Source organism: Neisseria sp. P0008.S010, from assembly GCF_051962715.1.
GTDB classification, from domain to species: domain Bacteria; phylum Pseudomonadota; class Gammaproteobacteria; order Burkholderiales; family Neisseriaceae; genus Neisseria; species Neisseria elongata.
Map to the genome: position 1 here is coordinate 1 of NZ_JBQCVA010000245.1, position 291 is coordinate 291.

Here is a 291-nt window from a genome sequence, read left to right on the forward strand (position 1 = left end):
GTATAAGAGACAGCCTACGGGTGGCAGCAGTGAGGAATTTTCCGCAATGGGCGAAAGCCTGACGGAGCAATGCCGCGTGGAGGAAGAAGGTCCGTGGATTGTAAACTCCTTTTCTCAGGGAAGAATAAATGACTGTACCTGAGGAATAAGCACCGGCCAACTCTGTGCCAGCAGCCGCGGTAAGACAGAGGGTGCAAGCGTTAACCGGAATGATTGGGTGTAAAGCGTCTGTAGGTGGTTTCGGAAGTCGAATGTCAAATCCCAGGGCTCAACCCTGGACCGGCATTCGAG

General features: G+C 53.3%; 1 rRNA gene. It reads left to right on the forward strand.

From position 1 onward, the window contains the following. Window positions 1–291 (forward strand): 16S ribosomal RNA (locus tag ACTHSL_RS13420); the annotation flags it as partial.